Raw genomic sequence first — 21,270 nt, 5'->3', positions numbered from 1 at the left:
GCCGCGCCGTGAACGTACGGCCACGAGACAGTGGCATCTCGTCCGCAACGAGTCTGTCGCTCATCGTCCAGGCGAGGCGACGGCCCCTCAAAGACGGTTCGGTTCGTCGAGTGGCGCGTCTGCGGTCATGAGCGACTTGCTGGCCAGCGCAGGCCGGTCCTGCAGCTGAGGTCGTCTGCGCAGAGGCACCGGACGAACGCCTCGGCGATGCGTGGGCAGTCGGCAACGTCGCCGGCTCCACTCACGCCCCCTACGCCACGGCTGATGTATCCGCTAAGAGTCCTGGGATGAGCCTGCTCGCGATGGCGCTACTCAGAGCGGGCGGGACTGCGTTGCCTATTATGTCTGCCAACTGCGCACGTAGTTTCGCCGAAGCAAACGTGAAGTAGTCTGGGAAACCTTGGATTCGGGCTGCCTCGTGTGCCGTCAAAGCACGCGGAAGCTCAGGGTGCATATATCGACCTTGCCCAATACTGCCGAATCCGCTCGTCAGCGTTTGTGCTGGCGCATCCCAGGACAAGCGCCCGTACATCGACTTGTACGAGTGGTCGTTCTGATGACATTCGGGCCGAAGTGAATTCGGCAGGTCGTACTCATTGTTCCGAAGTAGCCACTCCATGCGCTCCCGGTTCGCTGAGGAAGCTCGGGGGACCTGGTCGTAGGGCTTGGGGTTGTCCACGTTGACCAAGTCTCCGATCGCCCAGCGGAGGTTGCACCGCAGGTCTAGGTACTTTGAGCCGACATCGTTGAGGACCGCATCTACATCCAGTACCCCGTCTCGGCTGGCCAGCAGGATGTGGCGCTTCCTGGTCTGGGCTACTCCGAGCGCGTGGACACCTATGACATCGGACGCCACCGAGTAGCCGAGTTGTTGCAGGTGCTTAGTCGTCACGCCGACCGCGTCCTTGCGGTCCCGGCGCACTGCAGGGACGTTCTCGATCAGTACGACGTCCGGTCGTAAAAGCTCCGCTGCTCGTGCCATTCTGACGTAGAGCGCGTTCTTCGGGTCGTCGCGCCTGGTGTGGTTGTTAAGATCGCTATGTCCTTGACAGGGTGGGCCACCCACGAGCAGGTGGATATCGTGACAGAGCGACCGCGTCCGCTGCTCGGAAGGCGTTGGGAGTTCGCCGAGTTCTCCGTCGAAGAAGTCCTCGACGGAGGCACATCGCACGTTCGCCGATGGAAAGTTGTCACGGTACACGTCTACTGCGGCGTCGACGAAGTCGACGGCAAGCACCACGTCGAGGCCGGCTCCGTGTCCGTGTGCGGCCTGTGCGACGCCGAGGGTTAGCCCTCCGCATCCGGCGAACAGGTCGACGACCCGAAGATGCTGGGCGCCGGCCTCGAAGTTGGGGCGGTCGCGGACCAGGAGTGGGTGCTGCGCGGTGGTCGTACTGACGGTCACCGCGCGGAGCGTATACCGGATCGGCCAAAAACTCGAGCGTCTTCGTGGCTACTCACAGGCAGAGGCCCGGCCCGACAGGTGCTGTCGAGCCGGGCCTCTGGCGCGACCTACGCGTTAAGAGGGATAGCGGGCTGGTACGGCGGGAGGACCTGGCCGGCGGCCCTGCCGCGGATCTTCGCAGCGGTAATCTCGTTGCTGCCCTCGATCGCGTCCGCGACGGCGTAGCCGACCTCCTTGGGACCGGCGACGGTCACCGCGCCCTTCGGGGTGCGGCGAGTACCGATGCCATCCCAGAAGCCCTCGCGTTCCCACCGGATCTCGTCGAGCGTGTCGAGGACCTGCTCGAGCGTGAGGCGGGGGGAGGTGGAGGGGATGGTCGTGAGAACGCGGTGGGCCAGGACGCCGATGCCGCCCAGGATGGCCGGCGCCCCGATGAGATACTCGCTCTTGTTGGTGAACTGCACCGCGAAGCGCTGCAGAATCGCGTGGATCACCTTGCTGATCTCGTCGCGGACATGGCGGAAGTCGACGTCGTCCATGCCGGGGACGGGCTTGGCTCCATACTGAAAGCCCGGCCGGCCCAGCAGCGTGGTGACCACGAGCGTGCGCAGAGCGCTGAGCGTGATCCACTCCTGCGCGGTCTTGCCGACCTGCCTGCTGGACTGCATGACCACGGCGGAGACACGAACGCGCTGGCCGTCGACGCGCTGGATCGGCATGTCGAGGATGTGCCGAACGATCTGCGTCGCGGGGTCGTGCATGTCCCGGGACAGCGCCTCGTTGGCGTTGACCTTCGTGCCGAGGACATTGCGCCAGTAGAAGAGGTCGCCGAGCTCATCGGGCCCCAGCCCGTGGTGGATCTCCACCGGCACCCGGATGTCCTCAAGCAGCTCCTGGAGGTTCTCGCCGGCGTCGATCCTCAGCAGCAGCTCGTTGTTGACGCGGGTCCAGGCAGCTCGCTGCGTCTCGCCGTCGACGGCGATCAGCTTGCGCCCGAACGGTAGACCGATCTTCGCTGATCCATCGGGCATCCTGACCACCCGCAGCTTCACGGGCGTGCCGAGGAGGATGGGCGGGGTTCCGCGGTGCTCGCCGTTGATGGTCCGGTTGAGGATGAACTCGCCGTAGCGCGGCACGTTTCGGCGCTTCTCGCCGGTGAAGAGGCGCTGGATGCGCTCGCGCTCCTCGATGTGCTTGGCCAGCGCAGGGTCAGCGAGCATGGACGGGCGGAGCTTCTTGTCCTCGAGCTTCTCCGGATCGGGAACCAGCTCAAGGAGGTGACCGAGGGAGAGGGTCGCCAGGACGGAGTGCTCGTCCACATACAGGCAGGTGATGGCCGAAGCCCTGCTCGGGTCGATGAACTCGGCGACGTTCACGGTCGCGGAGCTGCTGGTGGGCAGGCTCATGGTAATGCGATGCCTCCAAGAAGGCGTCATTGCTCCGCGAACATGGGACACCTAGACTTGCTGGTGCCACCCTGCAAGTCGGCGGTCCTCGAATCGGGGAGCGTGAGTGGAGCCCCGGCCAGCAGGCCGGGGCTCCACTATCTTGGGTCTCCCGAGTCAATCTGTCAAATCACTCGAGTTGCGAGCTGCCTTTCTCGGGTTGGCCCCTCGCGGCCGACGAGGGTCGACCGAGCGTCGCAGGACCTCCTCGAGCTTCTCGACCGCCGTGGGCACGTCCTCGTGCTCCCACACGCGGACGACGGTCCAACCAGCACCAATCAGACGCCTGTCGGTGTCCTCGTCGCGGCGCCGATTCGCTGCGAGCTTGTCCGCCCAGAATCGTTTGTTCGCCTTGGACTCCGTCCCATGCACCGGACATGCGTGCCAGAAGCAGCCGTCGACGAAGACCGCGACGCGCTGCCTGGCGAAGACGATGTCGGCACGCCGCCGAAGGCCGGGAAGCACCGCGGCGTCAACCCGATACCGCCATCCGCGGGCATGAAGCGCGCGCCTGAGCAGCAACTCGGGCGTGGTGTCGCGGCGCCGGTTGGCACGCATGCGCCTCGCGGCCTCCGGCGACGACGGCATCGGCGTTGCTGCACGACCCGCCTGGCCAGGCCGGCACGACGAGCGTTGCGTGCCCTCTGCGGTCACGGCTCTGCCTCCCCTGGCTCCTCTGCCGCGGACTCGGTCCCACATGCCCCACACGTGATCGGACCCGCGGTGAGAACTGTAGGCGCGACCCGGATCGCCGGTAGCTCCACACCGGGCCACCGAGTGCCGCCCCACGCCCCCGAACTGCCACCGTCAAAGCGCCGGGGGCCCAGTCAGGACCCGCTGTTCAGTCCCCGCTCCCCCTCGCCGTTCGGGGCCCCTTGTCGGGCAGGTCAGGCGTGAAGTCGGTCCCGCACACCCCGCACGAGATCGGGCCAGCAGCCAGCACGGTCGGGGAGACCCGGATGCGGCGGCCGCACTCGCACACGCACGGCGGTGGGCTCGGCTTCCTCGTCCTGCCGCCGTCGGTGATCTCCACCAACCGGTGCAGCCGCAGGGCCCACCGGTCGCTGGACGTCCGGCTCGTCAGCCGGTGGGAGAGCGGACAGGTCCAGCGTCCCCAGGGCGTCTACCGACGACTACTCGGCCACCTCGGCGCCCCGCAGCCCAACGCGCCGGCGCCTGCACGAGCGCGAACCACTCCCGTTCTGCCGGGGCATTGCCCTGTCGAGCCGGTCGACCGGTCCATAGCGTCGCCAGCGACCGGCGACGACTTCGACCTGGGAGACGGTGACCCCTCCGTGCAGCGACGGAACTTCCTCCGCGCAGGCTCCTCGCTCGCGATCTCCGGCCTCCTCGCCGCGGTCATCGGCGACGGGGCCAGCTCGAGCAGCGCGACACCCGATGTCGTCGACGAGCTGACCCACCGCCTCGTGAGCCTGCGGAAGCTCGACAACACCCTTGGCGGCGCGGACACGTACCGGCTCTACGCCGCGGAGGCGGAGCTGACCGGCCACCTGCTGCGCAGCGGCGCACACCGCGACGTCGTGCACCGCGGCCTCCTCTCCCTACACGCCGAGCAGTCGCAGCAGGCCGGCTGGGCAGCGTTCGACGCCGGATGGCACGACGTAGCGCGCGACCACTACCGCCGCAGCCACGCCGCCGCGACGGAGGCCGGCGACGCCGGGCTCGCCGGCAACGCCCTCGCCTTCCATGCCTACCAGCTCATCGGGCTCGGACAGCCGGCCCGCGCGGTCTCGGAGAAGTCGGTGCACGCCGCCGATCAGCCGGACGTCGACCCCGGCGTCCGCGCGCTTCTCTACTCACGGGCCGCCTGGACATTCGCCCTGGACGGCGACGCGAACGCGACCGCTCGATGCCTCGGTCAAGCGGAGGACGCGCTCGCACTCGCCGACGGCCGGACGCCGGACTACGCCGCGTGGATCGACGAGACCGAACTCGCAATCATGACCGGCCGCTGCTGGAGCGAACTCCGCCGTCCACTACGGGCGGTGCCCGTGCTAGAGACGGCGCTTGCCCGCTACAGCGACGCGCACTCACGCGACAAGGCGCTCTACTCGTCCTGGCTCGCCGACTCCTACATCGACGCCGGCGAGATCGAGCAGGCGACGGCGGTCGTGCAGTCGAGCCTCATCGTCATGGGCAACGTGTCGTCGGTCCGGCCGCGTGAGCGGCTGGTCAAGGTCGCCGGCCGGCTTGCTGAGCACAAAGACCTACCCGTCGTGCGGGACCTTCTCGGTAGTCATTCGCTCCACCCACTCGACGTACGACGCTGACGCCCGGGCCAGTGGCACGGCGGTGACCTCAGGGTTGTTCCACTCGTGGTGCTCGATGAGGTGCGCCTCCAGCGCGGAGTAGCGTGCTGCCGTCGTCTTGAAGGACACGACCCACTCCTCGCCCTGGCCGAACTCGCCGTTGTGCCAGAAGGCTGATGCCACCGGACCCGCCACCTGCCCGCCTGCGGCAAGACCGGCCGCGATCGCGGACTCGGCGAGCCGCAGCCCGGCCTCACGGGTGGGAGTCGCGGTGGACACCGTCAGCACCTCGGTCATGGCCGCGAGCGTACGAGGTCGCCGACGTGCAGCACAGCCGTGATGTCTCGGCTGTCGAGCAGGCGAGGGGGGCAGGGTTCGGCCTCCGCCTTCGCCGAACCCATAACGGGCACCGTTCCGACGAAGCGCGGACGGCGCAGCTCAGGTCGTCGCGTTGATCGTTGCCAACGTCCCGCTAACGACCGGCTCCTGTGCACGATTGTAACATTCAGTTGACAGGTGAGCACCGGACCCGCACTGTGCCTCTAGTTCACCTATGTATGACAGGAGTCTACAGTGATTGACCAGACGCTCGCTATCACGAGGCTCGCCCGGACGGTGGCGGCTGCACTGAGGACCTTCGCCGACGACATGGAGGCTGCGTCAGCAGCCGTCCCCGACGCAGCGGCGACAGAGGACGTACTCATCCCCGAGGGCCGTGGCCTTCGACAGCGCCAGATCCTGGAGCTGCCCGGCCTCGTGGGCGAAGACGGGTTGAAGACCGCCGACATTGCCAGCGCCATCGACTATGAGGTGCCGAACACCCACTCGACCCTGCAGGCCCTCGAGCGGAACGGGCTCGTCGAGCTTGTTCCTGGTGTGAGCCCCCAGACCTGGCGTCTCGCCCAGCGTTACCGGACGAATGCTCCGGTCTTCAAGCGCCTGGCCTCTCGTGTGAAGAAGGGAGAGTGGACGACCTACGGCGATATCTCCATCGCCGTACGGGGAGACACGCGAGCAGCCCGGGGCGTCGGTCGTGCCGCGGCCGCAATCTCCGACTTCCCTCACCCAGAGCGCGTGCTTATGGACGGCGGTGTGATCAATCCCAGCTGGAAGGACAAGGACGGCAGGGGCCCGGACTACTGCCGTCAGCTGCTCGAGGAGCAGGGAATCAGGTTCGAGGGCGACCGTGCAGACAAGAGCCAGCGTGTCACGTGGGACGAGCTGCGCCGGCGTGACGAGGCCGAACCCGTCGAGTAGCCAGCCCATCGCTCCACGCCCGTCACTCAGTCCCGTCCTCTCCCGTTGCCTCCGCCAGGTACTTGGGCGTCGCGCGGTCTGGGGCGACGTCGCTCGCGCGAACCACCGCACGCCGACCTCGACTCACCTCAACGACTCCCCATGTCTGGAGCAGAGCAACGGCACGCTGTGCGGTCGCCGTCGCGACGCCGAACTCGGCGCCGAGTTGCTTGCCGGTCGGGAGCTGATCGCCGACGTTGATCGATCCCGCCACCACGCGGGCCAGCAGCTCGACAGCAACCCGCTCGTACGGACTGCGCGGATTGGTTCGAGCACGCTCACCGTCGTTCGTGGTGGCGGGCGTCGGGCGAGCCGGGAGACGGTCGGCGAGTCCCTGCGCCGCGCGCTGGTCGGCCTCGGCCACCCACGCTGCGTACACCCGCAAGGTGGTTGTCCCGCCGCCACCGTGACCGAGCCGACCCGCGACGGTACGCACGTCGACGCCGGCGGCGATCAGCTCTGTCGCCGAGTAGTGCCGCAGGTTGTGCAGGTGCGTGTCGATCCCGAGCCGATCCGCCATTCGCCCGTACCGCTGTGTAACCGACGATGGCTTGAGGCTGGTTGAGCCGTCCGGCGAGTTCGAGAACACGAAGGCATCGGGCGACATCTCGAGTCCGAGCGCGGCCATGCGCGCTTCCCATCGCTGGCGGTGCTCGATGAGCGCGGCGACGGTGCCCGGGTCGATCGTGACGTGCCTGCGCTGGTGGGTCTTGGTGTCCTTCTCCTCGGTGTCGTTGCCGTCCTGGGCAATGGCCCGGCGGACGGTGACGACGGCGCGTTCGAGGTCGACGTGTCGCCAACGCAACGCACACAGCTCGCCGCGGCGAGCACCGCTGACCATCGTGAGCCAGACGAGCATCCCCCAGTCCGGATCGACCCGGAACGACTCGGCGATCAAGCAGGCTGCCTCGTCAGGTGTCGGCGGCTGCGGGTCAGGCGACGGCACCGGGGGCGGCTCGGCCTGGTCCATCGGGCTCGCCCCCACCCACCTCCAGCGAACGGCCCGTTTGTAGGCCCCGCTGAGGATGTAGTGGATCTTCCGGATCGTCGCGTTGCCCAGCGGCTTGCAGCGGTGCGGGCCGCACCGGTGGTCGCACTCGTGCGCCATCGGGGTGCGGTGGTCGATCTGCTTCCGGTGGGTGCAGTGGTCCCGGCAGCGCCGCATCTCGGCGTAGAGCGAGTCAAGGATGTCAGCGTCGAGGTCGCCGACCTTCCGCTTGCCGATGAACGGTCGAACGTGCTTGTCCACGTACTCGCGGTAGCCCGTGACGGTGCGCTTGCCGCCCTGGTGCTGGTCGAGGTAGCGGTCGAGCAGCTGATCGACGGTCGCCGTCGTGCGCGGGCTGCGTCGCTGCTTCACCTCGTCGACGAACCGCCGACGCACCTCGTCGGCCCGCTCCCACGCCTTCGGACCGGCCGGGATCACCTCGACCAGGTCGTGACGGCGCTTGGTGATCGGGTCGGTGCCAGCGTAGACACGCACGCGCAGGGTGCCGCTCGGGAGCTCGTCGATGCTGCCCCGCTCACGCTTACGCGGGTTCGTCGCCCTCGCCACGAGCAGGACGATACGCGACTTGCGTCACGCCCCGTGTCATGCTGACCGAGTCAGCCGGCTCTCGCTCGGCGTTCGTGCTGGTCAGATCGGTGGAGACGAGGGGAATCGAACCCCTAACCCCCGCCTTGCAAAGGCGGTGCTCTGCCAATTGAGCTACGTCCCCTGGCTGAGCGGGGACGTTACCCGCTCAGCAGCGGGCGATGTTGCCCGGGCTCAGTTCTTGGTGGCCTCGTGCCACAGGTCGGTCTCGCGGGAGGAACGAACCTTGGAGAAGATGAAGGCACCCGCGGCCAGAGCAACGGCAACGGCGATGAGCTTCTTCACGAGGATCACGTCCTAACCTGTCCCGAAGGATGTCCGGAGTGGAGCTCAGGGAAGTGGGCCCAGCTGGATTTGAACCAGCGACCTCGTCGTTATCAGCGACGCGCTCTAACCAACTGAGCTATGGGCCCTTGCGACGGGGACGAGGCTACCGCAGCGCCCCCGGCCGCCTTCAACCGGATACCCCCTCGGGTCAGTCCCGCTCGGAGAGGGTGACCTCGATGCCGCCGACCAGGTCGGCGGACACGTTGTAGACGAACGCGCCCACTGTGACGGCCACGGCGAAGAGCAGGCTGTTGATCGCTCCGATCACCGCGGCGAAGCCGAAGACGCGCCCGGCGCTGATCAGCGGGCTGCCGGTGGGGGTGTCACCGGACACCAGGTCGGCGTAGGTGCCGTTGAGCCGGTCCCAGACGCCCATGCCGTCGAGCGCGCCGTAGAGCACGCCGACCGCGACCAGCCAGATGAAGAACAGCACGACGGCGAGCACGAGACCCAGCTTCAGCACCGACCACGGGTCGAGCCTCTTGAGCTGCAGTGCGGCCTGCCGGGGTGGCCGGTTGCGCATCGCCCGCACGCTGGACCAGCTACCGCTTTCGCTCGCGGGTCCCGACCCGGCGCGCTGCTCGTCGTAGCGCGCGGGTGGCTCGAGGAAGGCGGTGGGTCCCTCGTCGAGCAGCGTGGTGTCCTCCGGCTCCTGCTCCGGCAGGGGCTCGGGCGCCGGTTCCGCGGTGCCACCGCCGCCGGACATCCGGTGCCACGGCGGCGGTGCCGCCGCCTCCGGCCCCGGTCCGGGCATCGGGCCCGGTGCCGGCTCCGGCTCCACCGGGCGAGGCGATGGCGACGGTGAGGGCGCTGCGGGTGCCTCCGGCGCCGACGCCTGCTGGGCGGGCTCTGCCTGCGGGGGCTGAGGCAGCTGTATGTGCGCGGTGGGCGCATCCGCTCCGGTGGGGTCGGACGGACGCTCGGCCGTCACCACCTCCTCGGCCTGCGCGGGGGCGGACCCGTTCGTGCCGGCCGTGCCGCCGGGCTGCGCGGGAGCGGTGGCCTCCGGCGCGTTCGCCTGTCCGTTCGCCTGCTGCGGGATCGCCGCCTGCTCGCCGGTCGCCAGGCGGCCGCGGCCGTCCGGCTCGTCCGGTGTGCTCGTCGTCTCGTTCACGAGGTGAACGTCTCCTCGGGGCCTGGTGGGTGGGGCGGCTCGCGAGCTCAGCCGAGCGACTGGTCGTCCGCGTCGTCCTCGGCGTTGCGCGCCACCGCGAGAAGCGTGGCAGTCTCGCCGAGGTTCATCAGACGGACCCCCTTCGTCTGCCGGCCGGCCTTGCGGACCTCCCGGGCGGTCGTGCGGATCACCCCGCCGGTCGAGGTGATCGCGTACAGCTCGTCGTCGATCCCGACGATGAGCGCGCCGACCAGAGTGCCACGACGACGGTCGTACTGGAGTGTCAGAACACCCTTGCCGCCCCGACCCTGTACCGGATAGTCCTCGATCGGGGTGCGCTTGGCATAGCCGCCCGCGGTGGCGACGAGCACGAAGGTCTCCGGCCGCACCACGGCGAGCGACAGCAACCGGTCGCCGTCGTTGAACCGCATCCCCAGGACGCCGGACGTGGCGCGGCCCATCGGGCGCAGTGCATCGTCGCTCGCGCCGAACCGGATCGACTGGCCCTCCGCCGAGACGAGCAGCAGGTCGTCGGTGGCCGAGCAGAGCACGGCCCCGACGAGCTCGTCGTCCTCGCGCAGGTTGATGCCGATCAGGCCGCCGGTGCGGTTGGAGTCGAAGTCGGTGAGCCGCGACTTCTTCACCAGACCGCTTCTCGTCGCGAGGACGAGATATGGCGCCGCCTGGTAGTCCTTGATCTGCATGACCTGCGCGATGTGCTCGTCCGGCTGGAGCGCGAGCAGGTTGGCCACGTGCTGGCCGCGGGCGCTGCGGTTGGCCTCCGGCAGCTCGTAGGCCTTGAGCCGGTACACGCGACCCTTGTTCGTGAAGAACAGGATCCAGTCGTGCGTGGAGCACACGAAGAAGTGGGCGACGATGTCGTCCTGCTTCAGCTGCGCGCCCTGCACGCCCTTCCCGCCGCGCTTCTGCGCCCGGTACAGGTCGGTCTTCGTGCGCTTGGCGTAGCCGGTCTGAGTAATCGTCACAACGACGTCTTCGACCGCGATCAGGTCCTCGTTGGTGACGTCGCCGTCGTCGGCCACGATCTGCGTGCGCCGCTCGTCGCCGTGCTTCTCGACGATCTCGGTGAGCTCGTCGCGCACGATCGTGCGCTGGCGCTCGGGCCGGGCGAGGATGTCTTCGAGGTCGGCGATGGTGCGCTCGATCTCGGCCAGCTCGTCGATGATCTTCTGGCGCTCCAGCGCGGCGAGCCGCCGCAGCTGCATGTCCAGGATCGCCTGGGCCTGGATCTCGTCGACGTCGAGCAGCTCCATCAGGCCCGTGCGCGCGACGTCGACCGTCTCGGACGCCCGGATCAGCGCGATGACCTCGTCGAGCGCGTCGAGCGCCTTGACGTAGCCACGCAGGATGTGGGCCCGCTCCTCGGCCTTGCGCAGCCGGTAGCGGGTGCGCCGGACGATGACGTCGATCTGGTGCCGGATGTAGTTGCGGACCATCTGGTCGAGCCGGAGCGTGCGCGGCACGCCGTCGACGATGGTCAGCATGTTGACGCCGAAACCCTGCTGCAGCTGGGTGTGCTTGTAGAGGTTGTTGATCACGACCTTGGCGACGGCGTCGCGCTTCAGGGTGATCACGATGCGCATGCCGATGCGGTCGGACGACTCGTCGTTGATCTCGGCGATGCCGGAGAGCTTGCCGTCGCGGTGCTGCTGCGCGATCGACTCGATGAGGTTGTCCGGGTTGACCTGGTAGGGCAGCTCGGTGACAACGAGGATGGTGCGCCCCTTGGGGTCCTCCTCTACCTCGATCACCGCGCGCATCCGCACCGAGCCGCGGCCGGTGCGGTAGGCCTGCTCGATCCCGTCGCGGCCGACGATCAGGCCTGCGGTCGGGAAGTCGGGGCCCTTGATCCGCTGCATGAGCGCGGCGAGGAGCTCCTCGTCGGAGGCCTCCCAGTTGTCCAGCGCCCACACGACGCCGTCGCCGACCTCGCGCAGGTTGTGCGGCGGGATGTTGGTGGCCATGCCGACCGCGATCCCGACGCTGCCGTTGATCAGCAGGTTGGGCACCCGCGACGGCAGGACGAGCGGCTCCTGCGTCTTGCCGTCGTAGTTGTCGGCGAAGTCGACGGTGTCCTCGTCGATGTCCTGCAGCATCGCCATGGCGAGCGGGGACAGCCGGCACTCGGTGTACCGCATGGCCGCGGCCGGGTCGTTGCCGCGCGAGCCGAAGTTGCCCTGCCCGTCGACCAGCGGGTAGCGCAGCGCCCACGGCTGGGCGAGCCGGACGAGCGCGTCGTAGATGGCCGAGTCACCGTGGGGGTGGTAGTTACCCATCACCTCACCGACGACGCGCGCGCACTTGACGTAGCTGCGGTCGGGGCGGAAGCCGTTCTCCCCCATCGAGTACAGCACCCGCCGGTGCACCGGCTTGAGCCCGTCCTCGACCAGCGGCAGCGCCCGGCCGACGATCACGCTCATCGCGTAGTCGATGTAGGAGCGCTGCATCTCCTGCTGGATGTCGACCGGTTCGGTGCGGTCGCCATCCGGCGGCGGGGGCAGCGTGGGGTCCAAGGTGTCGGTCATCGTCCTTCTCTGCTCATGCGGTTCCTGCTGACGGGGCGCGCGGGGCTACACGTCCAGGAACCGCACGTCCTTGGCGTTGCGCGTGATGAACGACCGGCGGGACTCGACGTCCTCGCCCATCAGGATCGAGAACAGCTCGTCGGCCGTGGCGGCGTCGTCCAGCGTGACCTGCAGGAGCAGCCGGTTGGCCGGGTCCATCGTGGTCTCCCACAGCTCCTTGGCGTTCATCTCGCCGAGGCCCTTGTAGCGCTGGACGCCCTCTTCCTTGGGCAGCTTCTTGCCGGCGGCCCGGCCGGCCTCGATGAGGCCGTCGCGCTCGCGGTCGGTGTAGGCGAACTCCGGCTCGCTCCCACGCCCGCCCCACTTGATCTTGTAGAGCGGGGGCTGCGCGAGGAAGACGTGCCCCGCCTCGACCAGCGGCCGCATGAAGCGGAACAGCAGCGTGAGCAGCAGGGTGCGGATGTGCTGGCCGTCGACGTCGGCGTCGGCCATCAGCACGATCTTGTGGTAGCGCAGCTTCGACAGGTCGAACTCGTCGTGGATGCCGGTGCCCAGCGCCGTGATGATGGACTGGACCTCGGTGTTCTTGAGCACCCGGTCGATGCGGGCCTTCTCGACGTTGATGATCTTGCCGCGGATCGGCAGGATCGCCTGGTACATCGAGTCGCGGCCGGACTTGGCCGAGCCGCCTGCCGAGTCGCCCTCCACGATGTAGACCTCGGACTTCGACGGGTCGGTGGACCGGCAGTCGGCGAGCTTGCCGGGCAGGCCGCCGATGTCACCCGCGCTCTTGCGCCGCACCAGCTCGCGCGCCTTGCGAGCCGCGATCCGGGCCTGCGCGGACTGCACCGCCTTGTTGACGATGGTCTTGGCCTCGGCCGGGTTGCGCTCGAACCAGTCGGCGAGCCACTCGTTGCTGACCCGCTGCACGAACGACTTGATCTCGGTGTTGCCGAGCTTGGTCTTGGTCTGGCCCTCGAACTGGGGCTCCTTCACCTTGACCGAGACGATCGCGGCGAGGCCCTCGCGGATGTCGTCGCCGGACAGCGCCGGGTCCTTCTCCTTGAGCAGCTTCTTGTCACGCGCGTACTTGTTGACCGTGGAGGTCAGCGCGGAGCGGAAGCCCTCCTCGTGGGTGCCGCCCTCGTGGGTGTTGATCGTGTTGGCGAACGTGTAGACCGACTCCGTGTAGCCGGAGTTCCACTGCATCGCCACCTCGACCGCGTGGCCTTCGCCCTCCGCCGAGTACGCGACCAGCTTCTTGTGGATCGGGTCCTTCGACTTGTTGAGGTGCGCGACGAAGTCCTCGAGGCCGTTGGGGTAGCAGAAGGTGTACTCCTTCACCTTCGCCACGTAGCCCTCGGCGTCGGGTTCCTCCTCCTCGGCCGGGTGCCCGTTGCGCTCGTCGCGCAGGACGATCGTGAGCCCCTTGTTGAGGAACGCCATCTCCTGGAGACGGCGGCGGATCGTTTCGATGTTGAACGTGAGCGTCTCGAAGATGTCGCCGTCGGGCCAGAACGTGACCGAGGAGCCGGTGCGCTTGGTGGGCTCCCCCTTGCGCAGCGGTCCGGGCACCGAGCGGGCGTAGTGCTGGCGCCACACGAAGCCGTCGGTGTGGATCTCGACGTCGAGCGCCACGGACAGCGCGTTGACGACCGAGACGCCGACGCCGTGCAGACCGCCGGACACCGCGTAGGAGTCGCTGTCGAACTTGCCGCCCGCGTGCAGCATCGTGAGCACCATCTCGACGGCGGGCTTCTTCTCCACCGGGTGCATGCCGACCGGGATGCCGCGGCCGTCGTCGACGACCCGCACACCGCCGTCCTCCTGCAGCGTGACCTCGACGCGCGTGGCGTAGCCCGCCATCGCCTCGTCGACGGCGTTGTCCACGACCTCCCAGATCAGGTGGTGCAGACCCCGCTCGCCGGTGGAGCCGATGTACATGCCGGGCCGCTTGCGGACCGCCTCGAGACCCTCGAGAACAGTGATGGACGACGCGCTGTAAGCGTTCTTCTTCTCCGGCACGGGCAGCCTGTCTCCTCGCCACGACAGCCCTTCCGGCGGGCACACGGTTGCACCCGGCGCATCAGGGCCTTTCGACCGGGCGATCGGGGAGCGCCCGGGAACACCCCTCCATCATACCGGGGCACCCTGGCAGGAACGCGGCTAGGACACCCCCAGAATCGTCACAGACAGGCGATCGGGAACCGAGACGGGTTTCGTCGGCCGCCACGGGGGGTGAAACGGGCTACGGGCACATCACGTCGCCCTGAATCGCCGCATGACGCGATCGCCATCAGCCGTACGTGTCCCTGGGCCCCCTGCCACGCACGTGGCGCGGGCCGTGCCGCCAGCTGGGTCCGGACGGCCCGACCACGCGGATCCGGCGCACGACGTCCTTCCCGACCGAACCGGCCAGCCGGGAGAGCAGCTGGCGCTGCAGCTGACGCAGCTGCGTGGCCCACGCCGTCGACTCGGCCTGCAGCACGAGCTCGCCGTCGCGCAACGAAAGGGGCGTGCAGTGGTCGGCGATCTCGGCGCCGACCAGGTGCGGCCAGCGGCCCAGGACGGTGGCGTCGGTCAGCCGCGGCGACCAGCCCCGGTCGAGGGCGACCCGGGAGACCACCCGGCCGAACGGCTGCGGATCCCGCTCGTCGGGGCCCGCACCCGACCACCGCCTGCGGCGCCCGCGGGAGCTGACCGGCTTGCGTCCTTCGTTCTCCGCGCTGCGCTGAGCCGCTCGCTGGGCGTTGGCCTCCCGGGCCGCGCGCAGCGCCTCACGGGCCAGATCCGCCCCGCGGTTGCGACCAGCGGTCGTCCCCGAATCATCCCCAGGGTTGGGGACAACCGCCCTCGAATGGGGCGCGCCGGGCGGTTCGCGGGGTACGACGGGCGGTCGTTTCGCCTCGTCATCACCAGTGCGGCGAAAGTTATCCACAGTATCCACACCTTTGTCCCCAGGTGGGAGAGATCACAGTCGACCTCCTGACGTGGCCTCTTGCGGAAACGGCTCCACATGCCCTCCGCTCACCGCGAACCGGTCGCCGGAAAGACCCTCCGGGACGTCCTCCGCGACCGCCGCCGTGATCAGCACCTGTTCGGCGCGCCGAGCGACGTCGGCGAGGGCGGAACGCCGACGTGAGTCGAGCTCCGCGAACACGTCGTCGAGCACGAGGACCGGCTCGACGTCGTCGGCGCAGAGCAGCCGGTACGACGCGAGCCGCAGCGCGAGCGCCAGCGCCCAGGACTCGCCGTGGCTCGCGTACCCCTTCGCAGGCCCCTCGCCGAGCCGCAGCTCCAGGTCGTCGCGGTGAGGGCCGACGAGGCAGACGCCGCGTTCCACCTCCTGCCGCCGCATGCGCCCCATCGCATCCACGAGGAGCGGCTCCAGCTCGCCGACCGAGGACGGCAGTTCGCCCTCGAGGCTGCACCGGTAGGCGAGCGCGATCGGGTCCGAGGTCGGCGCGACCTCGGCGAACGCCTCCACGGCACGGGGGGCGATCGCGGCGACGAGCTCGAGCCGGCCCGCGAGCAGCGCGGCCCCGTGCCGGGCGAGGTGGCCGTCCCACACGTCGAGCGTGCGCAGGTCGCCGCCGCTCCTCGCGGTCTTGAGCAGCGCGGAGCGCTGCCGCAGCACGCGGTCGTAGTCGGAACGCACGGCGGCGTAGCGCGGGAACCGGGAGACGAGCAGGTCGTCGAGGAACCGGCGACGCTCACCGGGGTCGCCGCGCACCAGCGCGAGGTCCTCGGGGGCGAACAGGACGGTTCGCAGGATCCCCAGCACGTCACGCGGCTTCGCCACCGGAGCCCGGTTCACCCGGGCCCGGTTGGCGCGGCCGGGGGCGATCTCCACCTCGACGGTCAGCTCGCGGCCCTGGTGCACCACCAGCCCGCGCACGAGCGCCCGCGCCGCACCCCGCCTGATGAGCGGGGCATCGGTGGCCACCCGGTGCGAGCCGAGCGTGGCCAGGTACCCCGCCGCCTCGACGAGGTTGGTCTTGCCGACCCCGTTCGGCCCCACGAGCACCGTGACGCCGGGCCGCAGGTCGAGCTCGGCGCTCTCCCAGGAGCGGAAGTCCGTGACGGCGAGCCGGCGCAGGTGCACGGACTAATTCTGAGTGGTGCCGGTGCCCGAGCTCGGCCCGGCGTGCTCACCGGGCGTTCCGGCCGGTCCAGCGGCCGACCGCACCGCGTGCCCGCCGAACTGCTGGCGCAGCGCCGCGACCGCCTTCATCGCGGGCGAGGAGTCCTGCCGGGAGGCGAACCGCGCGAACAGCGCCGCGGAGATCACCGGCAGCGGCACGGCGTGCTGGATGGCCTCCTCGATCGTCCAGCGGCCCTCGCCGGAGTCCTCGACGTAGTCGTCGAGCTTCGCGAGGCCCGGGTCCTCCTTCAGCGCGACGACGAGCAGGTCGAGCAGCCACGAGCGCACCACCGTGCCGCGCGACCACGCCTCCAGCACACCGGGCACGTTGGTGATCAGCTCGGCGGCCGAGAGCAGCTCGAAGCCCTCGGCGTAGGCCTGCATCAGGCCGTACTCGATGCCGTTGTGGACCATCTTCGAGAAGTGGCCCGCGCCAACGGGGCCCGCGTGCACGAAGCCCTCCTCGCGCGGCCCCTCCGGACGGAGCGCGTCGAAGATCGGCATCGCCCGCTCGATGTGCTCGGCGGACCCACCGGCCATGAGCCCGTAGCCGTTCGCCTTGCCCCAGATCCCGCCCGAGACGCCGACGTCGAGGTAACCGATCCCCTTCTCGTCGAGCAGCGCGGCGTTGGGCCCGTCGTCGGTGTAGCGCGAGTTGCCCCCGTCGATGACGAGGTCCCCGGCCTCCAGCACGTCGGCGAGCGCGCGCACGGTGCCGCGCGTCGGCTCCCCGGAGGGGACCATCACCCAGACGACCCGCGGCGCCGTGAGCGCCTCCGCCAGCGCGGCGAGCGACTCGACGTCGCTCACCTCCGGGCGCGGGTCGTAACCGACGACCTCGTGGCCCGCCGACCGCAGCCGGTCGCGCATGTTGCCGCCCATACGGCCCAGGCCGATGAGTCCCAGTTGCACTTGTCGTCTCTCCTGCAGGTCGGGTGCGCGCACCGCTCAGCCGGGCAGGCGCACAGGCATCAACAGGTGCAGGTACCCCGGCACCGGTTCCGGAGTCTCCTCCGTCGCCGCGTCCTCCGCAGGCGCGGCGGGCACCGGGCGCACCAGAGCGGGGCGGTTCGGTGTGGTGAACGTGAGCTGCGCCCGCTCGGTGTGCAGGGCACCGAGGCCGTCGAGAAGGTACCCGGGGTTGAACGCGATCACTAGCGGCGCGCCGTCGAGTTCACACGGAAGCTCCTCCTCGGCGCTCCCGACGTCGTCGCCGCCCGCGGCCAGGCGCAGCCCGTCGTCGGCGAACTCCATGCGGACCTGGGCGACGCGGTCGGTGACCAGCGCGACGCGCTTGATCGCCTCGACGAGCGGGGCGACGTCGATCACGGCGGCGCTCGTGTGCTCGGCGGGGATCAGCTGGCGGAACCGCGGGAACTCGGCGTCGAGCAGGCGGGTGGTGGCGCGCCTGCCGCCGCCGGTGATGCCCAGCATCCCGTCGCCGGCGGACAGCGCGATCTCGACCGTGCCGGCGCCGGAAAGCGTCTTCGCGACCTCGGCCAGCGTGCGCGCCGGGATCAGCACCGCGCTCGACTGCGCTTCGTCCTCGGGGGTCCAGTCCAGCTCGCGGACGGCGAGCCGGAACCGGTCGGTGGCCGCGAGCGTGAGCCGCTGGCCCTCGATCTCCAGCCGGATGCCCGTGAGCATCGGCAGCGTGTCGTCCCGGCCGGCCGCGACGGCGACCTGCGCGACGGCCTCGGCGAGCTCGCTCGCGGCCACGGTGCCGGCGAGCTGGGGCATGGCCGGCAGCTGCGGGTAGTCCTCGACCGGCATCGTCGGCAGGCTGAACCGGCTGCTGCCGCAGTTGATCGTGGCGCGCGAGCCGTCGACGACGAGATCGACCGGCTTGGACGGGAGCGCGCGGGTGATGTCGGCGAGCAGGCGGCCCGAGACGAGCACGCGGCCCGGGTCACCGATCGTGGCGTCGAGCTCGACCCGGGCGGACGTCTCGTAGTCGAACCCGGAGACCGTGAGGCGGTCGCCGTCGGCCCCACCGGAGGCTTCGACGAGAACGCCGCCGAGCACCGGGACCGGTGGCCGTGCCGGGAGGCTGCGGGCCACCCAGGCGGCGGCGTCGGCGAGGACGTCGCGTTCGACCCGGAACTTCATGAGGGGACCTCTCGCGCTGGGGACGACTCAGTGTCGCCGGCTCGAATGCCGGCGGGCGTTGTGGGTGCGGCGCCCGGACGCCGCCGCGGTGCCGGGATGACCCGGGCCGGGGAGACCACCGTAGAGCCTCCGGACGGCGGGTGTCATCCCGGCCATGCGCTACCCGATCGGGACGAGCCGACTCACTCCATCCACGTCGCTTCTTCTTTCTTGGATGTTCAAAGAGATAGATCCAGCAGTAGTGAAAGGGCCTGTGCAAACTGTGGATGGACGATGTTCCCGCTGGTCGGACGCCGTGTCCGGGTGGGGAGCGTCGGGTGGGCGCACCCGTGGGCGGATGAGGTGACCGGTGGATGACGCTTCGGAACGTCCACCTGTCCCCGCGGTGGACACCGGTTTTCCACCGTCTGCGCACGATCCGTCCACCGGCCTCTCGGCGACCATCCACAGAGTTGTCCCCAGATGTGGGTGAAGAGTGGTCGGGTGGGGACGGAGCGCGACCGGATCCGGTCGCCGATCCTCGCTCTGCGCAACCCGTCGGTGCTCGCTGCGAGCACCCGGGTGACGACGAGCCGTGACCGGGAGTGGTGACGGGATGCGACGGGTGTGCACGGGGAGCGACCGCTACTGGCCCTGACACACAGGAGAAGAGGTATGGCGCGGCTCGCGCACCGGTCGTCCGGGCGCGCGCCTCGTCGACGGGGCGCGTCGCCGGGGAAGGGGTGCGCGGCCGGCGAGGAGGTGCGCGCCCGGCGGAGGGATGCGTCGCGGTGGGAGGCGTGCGCCGCGCTCAGTGGCGGGCGCGCTGCTTGATCCGCGCCGTGAGCTCCTGGACCTGTTCGAAGGTCTTGCGGCGCTGGGCGATCTCGTTGCGGATCTTCTTGTCGGCGTGCATGACCGTGGTGTGGTCGCGGCCGCCGAAGGTCTGCCCGATGCGCGGCAGGGAGAGATCGGTGAGCTCGCGGCACAGGTACATGGCGATCTGGCGCGGTTGGGCGTGCGCCTTCGACTTCCCCGGCCCGCACAGCTCGTCGATCGTGACGCCGAAGAACTCGGCGGTGACCGCCATGATCGTGGGCGCCGTGATCTCGGACGCCGCGGAGTCGGGGATGAGGTCGCGCAGCACGATCTCGGCGAGCTGCGTGTCGACCGGCTGCCGGTTCAGCGACGCGAACGCCGTGACGCGGATGAGCGCGCCCTCCAGCTCGCGGATGTTGCGCTCGATGCGTTCGGCGATGAACTCGAGCACGTCGCCGGGGACGGCGAGCCGGTCCTGCGCGGCCTTCTTCCTCAGGATCGCGATGCGGGTCTCCAGCTCGGGCGGCTGGATGTCGGTGATGAGGCCCCACTCGAACCGCGTGCGCATCCGGTCCTCGAGGGTCTCGAGGCGCTTCGGCGGCCGGTCGGAGGAGACGACGATCTGCTTGTTGGCGTTGTGGAGGGTGTTGAAGGTGTGGAAGAACTCCTCCTGGGTCCCTTCCTTGCCCTCCAGGAACTGGATGTCGTCCACCAGCAGCACGTCGACGTCGCGGTAGCGGCGCTGGAAGGCCACCTTGCGGTCGTCGCGCAGCGAGTTGATGAAGTCGTTCGTGAACTCCTCGGTGGAGACGTACCGCACGCGCATGCCGGGGAACAGCCGCTGCGTGTAGTGGCCGACCGCGTGGAGCAGGTGGGTCTTGCCCAGTCCGGAGTCGCCCCAGATGAAGAGGGGGTTGTAGGCGCGGGCCGGCGCCTCGGCCACCGCGACGGCGGCGGCGTGGCTGAAGCGGTTGGACGCCCCGATGACGAAGGTGTCGAAGGTGTACTTCTCGTTCAGCCGCGTCTGCGAGCGCGGGCTGACGGTGTCGCCGGCAGGCGGGCCGGAGTAGGTGGGCCAGACCTCGGCAGGACGTCCGTCGCCGCCGGGCTCGCGGGGACCACCGCCGTTGGTGCGTGCGCCGTCGTTGCCCGCCACCACGTCGAGGGGGCCCGTGGTCGGCAGCACCGTTCCATCGGAGCCGACGGGCTCGTCCGGCTGCTCGACGGGGAGGTGGTCGTTGACACCGGGGGCGGCGACGGTGCGCGGGTGGGCTCCCGGCGGGTCGGGCACCTCGGTGCCGCCGGACGCGGCCGAGGCGTCGACGACCACCGCGAGGTTCACGGTGACACCCAGGTGCCGGCCGAGCGCATCGCTGATGGGCCGGCGCAGGATGCGTTCGATCGCGTCCTTCGCGAACTCGCTCGGCGCCGCGAGCAGCGCCGTGCCGTCGATCAGACCGAGCGGGCGCGTGAGCCGGAGGAAGGCGCGCTGCTGCGGGGAGAGCGACTGACCGGATCCGGCCGCGGCGCCGGAGAGATCGGCGATGACACGGTTCCAGACCTGTCCCAAGTCACCTGGCTGGTCGGCCACCGGTCCGCGCTCCCCTCCGGTCGTCGCCCCGGACGATCACGCACCCCGGATTAGGGGCGATCATCCCCAGACTTGTCCACACCTGTGCGCAAGACGGTACGCGGGCACGCAGCGTGAAACACGTGCGGGCCCGTGCAGCCGACGAAGTCGTGATCCCCCCGGATCCAAGTGTGGGAGGGGGACGCTAACAACGTCGGGCCGGTGTCACAAGCCACCGCTGTCACGCAATCGGGCAACAGGATGACCGTCGTCGTCGTGCCCGCGGTGGCCTCCCCCGCAGGACGACGCCGGCCCACCTGCCATGTACCCTGGTCACAACCGTGCCCGTGCATGCGGGTCGTGTGCTGCCCGTGGTGCGCCCAGTCGTGTGCCGAGAGCGGTCCTCGATCCGTGCGGGCGCCGATGCACCACCGACCCAACCCGAACGATGACGATCGACGGCCTGCCCCGCACCGCCGCCGACCAGGAGAGCCGACCGTGAGCAAGGGCAAGCGCACCTTCCAGCCCAACAACCGCCGCCGGGCCCGTACGCACGGCTTCAGGCTGCGGATGCGTACCCGCGCCGGGCGCGCCATCGTCGCGGCCCGCCGTGGCAAGGGCCGCCAGCGGCTCTCCGCCTGATCCGGCCGGC

General features: G+C 69.7%; 18 protein-coding genes and 2 tRNA genes. 4 read left to right on the top strand and 16 right to left on the bottom strand.

All coding sequences use genetic code 11. From position 1 onward, the window contains the following. Window positions 1-250: 250 nt before the first annotated feature. The 3 genes from FB388_RS37040 to FB388_RS37030 form a co-directional block, all read right to left on the bottom strand. Window positions 251-1,405, bottom strand: coding sequence for a DNA cytosine methyltransferase (locus FB388_RS37040; protein WP_170226000.1), 1,155 nt, complete (start codon window positions 1,403-1,405; stop codon window positions 251-253). Window positions 1,406-1,512: 107 nt separating this feature from the next. Continuing rightward, a complete protein-coding gene (locus FB388_RS37035; RefSeq protein ID WP_142107304.1) occupies window positions 1,513-2,811 on the bottom strand; it encodes a ParB N-terminal domain-containing protein in 1,299 nt (432 codons plus the stop codon). A gap of 156 nt (window positions 2,812-2,967) precedes the next feature. Then, window positions 2,968-3,504, bottom strand: coding sequence for a very short patch repair endonuclease (locus FB388_RS37030; protein WP_246122768.1), 537 nt, complete (start codon window positions 3,502-3,504; stop codon window positions 2,968-2,970). Between the two features lie 239 nt (window positions 3,505-3,743). Between FB388_RS37030 and FB388_RS37025 the strand changes: the two genes are divergently transcribed. Next, on the top strand, window positions 3,744-5,141 hold the full coding sequence (locus tag FB388_RS37025; protein WP_142107303.1) for an NsdA family TPR-like regulatory protein: 1,398 nt from the start codon (window positions 3,744-3,746) through the stop codon (window positions 5,139-5,141). Here FB388_RS37025 and cutA read toward each other — a convergent pair. Next, window positions 5,079-5,417: a divalent cation tolerance protein CutA gene (cutA, locus tag FB388_RS37020; protein WP_142107302.1), complete on the bottom strand. Its 339-nt coding sequence runs from the start codon at window positions 5,415-5,417 to the stop codon at window positions 5,079-5,081. The two genes, FB388_RS37025 and cutA, sit on opposite strands and share 63 nt — an antisense overlap. 276 nt (window positions 5,418-5,693) lie before the next feature. Between cutA and FB388_RS37015 the strand changes: the two genes are divergently transcribed. Next, a complete protein-coding gene (locus FB388_RS37015) occupies window positions 5,694-6,377 on the top strand; it encodes an MGMT family protein (protein WP_142107301.1) in 684 nt (227 codons plus the stop codon). A gap of 22 nt (window positions 6,378-6,399) precedes the next feature. On the opposite strand, the gene FB388_RS40750 is transcribed toward FB388_RS37015, so the two are convergent. Then, entirely contained in the window at window positions 6,400-7,386 is a 987-nt protein-coding gene (locus FB388_RS40750; RefSeq protein ID WP_246122766.1) for a tyrosine-type recombinase/integrase, read from the bottom strand. A gap of 60 nt (window positions 7,387-7,446) precedes the next feature. On the opposite strand from FB388_RS40750, the gene FB388_RS40745 reads away from it, so the two are divergent. Next, on the top strand, window positions 7,447-8,016 hold the full coding sequence (locus tag FB388_RS40745) for a hypothetical protein (protein WP_246122764.1): 570 nt from the start codon (window positions 7,447-7,449) through the stop codon (window positions 8,014-8,016). Window positions 8,017-8,061: 45 nt separating this feature from the next. Here the strand turns inward: FB388_RS40745 and FB388_RS37005 are convergent. From FB388_RS37005 to dnaA, 11 genes are all read right to left on the bottom strand, one after another. Further along, window positions 8,062-8,134 (bottom strand) — tRNA-Ala (locus FB388_RS37005). 50 nt (window positions 8,135-8,184) lie between these two features. Then, on the bottom strand, window positions 8,185-8,304 hold the full coding sequence (locus tag FB388_RS40110) for a DLW-39 family protein (protein ID WP_211362450.1): 120 nt from the start codon (window positions 8,302-8,304) through the stop codon (window positions 8,185-8,187). A gap of 45 nt (window positions 8,305-8,349) precedes the next feature. After that, a tRNA-Ile gene (locus FB388_RS37000) sits at window positions 8,350-8,423 on the bottom strand. A 62-nt stretch (window positions 8,424-8,485) separates the two neighbouring features. Then, the gene (locus tag FB388_RS41290) at window positions 8,486-9,451 is read right to left on the bottom strand and encodes a DUF3566 domain-containing protein (RefSeq protein WP_425468607.1); all 966 of its coding nucleotides are present in this window, start codon (window positions 9,449-9,451) and stop codon (window positions 8,486-8,488) included. Window positions 9,452-9,498: 47 nt separating this feature from the next. Continuing rightward, the gene (gene gyrA / locus FB388_RS36990; RefSeq protein ID WP_142107299.1) at window positions 9,499-11,997 is read right to left on the bottom strand and encodes a DNA gyrase subunit A; all 2,499 of its coding nucleotides are present in this window, start codon (window positions 11,995-11,997) and stop codon (window positions 9,499-9,501) included. A gap of 45 nt (window positions 11,998-12,042) precedes the next feature. Next, entirely contained in the window at window positions 12,043-14,022 is a 1,980-nt protein-coding gene (gene gyrB / locus FB388_RS36985; RefSeq protein WP_142107298.1) for a DNA topoisomerase (ATP-hydrolyzing) subunit B, read from the bottom strand. 271 nt (window positions 14,023-14,293) lie between these two features. Next, complete coding sequence (locus FB388_RS40740; protein ID WP_246122762.1) at window positions 14,294-14,623, bottom strand: DciA family protein; 330 nt, start codon at window positions 14,621-14,623, stop codon at window positions 14,294-14,296. A 345-nt stretch (window positions 14,624-14,968) separates the two neighbouring features. Beyond that, window positions 14,969-16,102: a DNA replication/repair protein RecF gene (recF, locus tag FB388_RS36975; protein ID WP_142107297.1), complete on the bottom strand. Its 1,134-nt coding sequence runs from the start codon at window positions 16,100-16,102 to the stop codon at window positions 14,969-14,971. Between the two features lie 3 nt (window positions 16,103-16,105). Beyond that, window positions 16,106-17,071 (bottom strand): phosphogluconate dehydrogenase (NAD(+)-dependent, decarboxylating), encoded by a 966-nt coding sequence (gene gnd / locus FB388_RS36970; RefSeq protein WP_281290536.1) that lies wholly within the window; start codon window positions 17,069-17,071, stop codon window positions 16,106-16,108. Between the two features lie 18 nt (window positions 17,072-17,089). After that, window positions 17,090-18,250: a DNA polymerase III subunit beta gene (gene dnaN / locus FB388_RS36965; protein WP_142107295.1), complete on the bottom strand. Its 1,161-nt coding sequence runs from the start codon at window positions 18,248-18,250 to the stop codon at window positions 17,090-17,092. A gap of 790 nt (window positions 18,251-19,040) precedes the next feature. Continuing rightward, window positions 19,041-20,639: a chromosomal replication initiator protein DnaA gene (gene dnaA, locus FB388_RS36960; protein ID WP_142107294.1), complete on the bottom strand. Its 1,599-nt coding sequence runs from the start codon at window positions 20,637-20,639 to the stop codon at window positions 19,041-19,043. A gap of 477 nt (window positions 20,640-21,116) precedes the next feature. On the opposite strand from dnaA, the gene rpmH reads away from it, so the two are divergent. Then, a complete protein-coding gene (gene rpmH, locus FB388_RS36955) occupies window positions 21,117-21,260 on the top strand; it encodes a 50S ribosomal protein L34 (protein ID WP_075952533.1) in 144 nt (47 codons plus the stop codon). Window positions 21,261-21,270: the final 10 nt, after the last annotated feature.

Source organism: Pseudonocardia cypriaca (assembly GCF_006717045.1).
Classification (GTDB): domain Bacteria; phylum Actinomycetota; class Actinomycetes; order Mycobacteriales; family Pseudonocardiaceae; genus Pseudonocardia; species Pseudonocardia cypriaca.
The sequence above is the reverse complement of the archived record's forward strand: the minus strand, read 5'-3'. Positions and strand labels throughout refer to the sequence as shown.